Raw genomic sequence first — 2,070 nt, 5'->3', positions numbered from 1 at the left:
GCCCCCCGGTGGAGGTGGCGACGGTGAGGGCGACGCCGCCCGGCAGCCGGCCGGCAACCAGTGACGAGGGCGCCGAGCACCCCCGCGCACCGCGGCCCGCACGCCACCGGACGCGCCGCCGCCGGTCCCGTCCACCGAGCCACCGGCCGCCCCCTGTCGCAGGCTCCTCGACCTCGTCCCCGTCGATCCGTGCACTGCGTCCAAGGTCGTCCCCCTTCGTCATCGACATCGATGTCGGAACGTCTCATCCGATGCTCATTGATGTCGTTTGGTGCCGTTTGCTGTCGAACGACAGCAAACCATGGCAAACGGCACCTGGCAACAGGTCGGGCTGCGGTGCGCTGGAGGGCGACCTAGATTGGGCGCGTGCGCTGGGACCGGCTCTTCGACGACCTCGAGGCGCAGCTGGCTGCCCGGGCGCGGCTCGAGCTCGACGCCGAGGTCGCCGAGCGGACCCGCACCGAGCGTTCGAAGATCACCCTCGGTGAGCGGGTCGTCGGTGCCACCGGATCGGCTCTCGTCGTGCGGCTGCGCGGCGGCACGGTGGTCCGCGGGGTCCTCGAGGACAGTGGTGACGGCTGGCTGCTGCTCGTCGAGCAGACCGGCCGCCAGACGCTCGTCGCGACTGGCGCCGTCCTGGGCATCTCCGGGCTCCGGCGGCCCCGCGACGACACCCGCGCACGCCGGTTCGGCATCGGATCCGCGCTGCGAGGGATCAGCCGGGACCGCCGCGCGGTGGTCGTCGTCGACGTCGACGGTGGCACCGTGCAGGGCACGATCGATGCGGTGGGCGCCGACGCCTTCGAGATCACCGAGCACCCGGTGGACAGCCCGCGGCGGGCCGAGCACGTGCTGGGGGAGCGGGTCGTCCCCTTCGCGGCCGTCGCCCTCGTCGGGTCGGCCTGACCGATCAGGCCTCGCGGCCGCCCTTGGCGACGAACTCGCGGGTCTGCGCGTACATCCGCTCGATGTAGGCGTCGAGCTCGTCGACCTCGACCCGCCACTGCCCGCGGCCACCGACCTTGATCGCCGGCAGCTCACCGCTGCGCACGAGGGCATAGGCCTGTGCGGCGGAGACCCCGAGGACCTCGGAGACCTCGGTGAGCGGGACGAACTTGCGTGGCATGCGGACCAGTCTGCCACCGCCGAGGCGCACCTTCCCGCACCCCCTGTGGACAGCCGACGGGCGAGGTCGGCCCTCCCGGGGCATGATGCTGGCAGCCCGCCACCCCGAGCCGAAGGACCACCGTGAGCGCCCTGCCCACACCCACCGCGCGCCGTCTGACCAAGCCGTCGTGGAAGGACACCCGCCTGCTCGTCGGGATCCTGCTCGTGCTGCTCTCGATCGTCATCGGCGCCGTGGCCATGAGCGCGGCCGACGACCGCGTCGGCATGTGGGCCGCCGCCGGTCCGCTCACGCCGGGCCAGACGATCGAGGAGAGCGACCTCCAGCGGGTCGACGTCCAGCTCGGCGACGCCCAGGGCGACTACCTGATGTCCAACGAACGCCTGCCCAACGGCGCCGTCGTCGACCGCGAGGTCCGCGAGGGCGAGCTCGTGCCGCGCGCGGCGGTGGTCAACCCCACGGAGCTCGACGTGCAGCGGGTCGCAGTCCACGTCGACCCCGCCTACCTGAGCAACCTCGTCAAGGGGTCGCGGGTGACCGTCTTCACCGCCACCCCCCAGGCGAAGGGGGAGGACGCGCCGGCTGGCAGCGACGAGCCGGAGTACGAGGAGTTCATCCGTCGCGCCACGGTCCACGAGCTGCCGCGCAGCGGTGGCGTCATGAGCAGCGGGTCGCGCTCGTCGGTGATCATCGTCGTGCCGGCGGACAAGGTCACCGACCTGCTCTCCCGCGACACCCGGGACACCCCGATCCGCCTCGCGATCGAGGCCGGCAGCCCCGAGGCCCGCGACTGATGGCGACCACGGTCCTCACCGCCCTCGGCCACGACTGGGAGGGCCGCATGGTCGAGGTCGTCGGCCAGCTGCCCGGCGTCACCGTCGGTCGGCGCTGCGTCGACCTCGCCGACCTGCTCGCCGCCGCCTCCGCCGGACTGGGGCGACGTC

General features: G+C 73.1%; 3 protein-coding genes. 2 read left to right on the top strand and 1 reads right to left on the bottom strand.

Features of this window, described 5'->3' with window-relative positions; all coding sequences use genetic code 11:
- Positions 1 to 366 precede the first annotated feature (366 nt).
- Positions 367 to 906, top strand: a complete 540-nt coding sequence (locus tag AC2W7J_RS17735) for a hypothetical protein (RefSeq protein WP_427801215.1) — start codon at positions 367 to 369, stop codon at positions 904 to 906.
- 4 nt (positions 907 to 910) lie between these two features.
- On the opposite strand, the gene AC2W7J_RS17730 is transcribed toward AC2W7J_RS17735, so the two are convergent.
- On the bottom strand, positions 911 to 1,126 hold the full coding sequence (locus AC2W7J_RS17730) for a helix-turn-helix domain-containing protein (RefSeq protein WP_255183999.1): 216 nt from the start codon (positions 1,124 to 1,126) through the stop codon (positions 911 to 913).
- A 122-nt stretch (positions 1,127 to 1,248) separates the two neighbouring features.
- Here AC2W7J_RS17730 and AC2W7J_RS17725 point away from each other — a divergent pair, with 122 nt between their 5' ends.
- Positions 1,249 to 1,920, top strand: coding sequence for an SAF domain-containing protein (locus AC2W7J_RS17725; RefSeq protein ID WP_485984040.1), 672 nt, complete (start codon positions 1,249 to 1,251; stop codon positions 1,918 to 1,920).
- The last annotated feature ends 150 nt before the right edge of the window (positions 1,921 to 2,070 follow it).

This window comes from Janibacter sp. CFPM2_SD2 (assembly GCF_057364645.1).
Note: the sequence above shows the minus strand (reverse complement) of the source record. Positions and strands in the feature narration are given on the sequence as shown.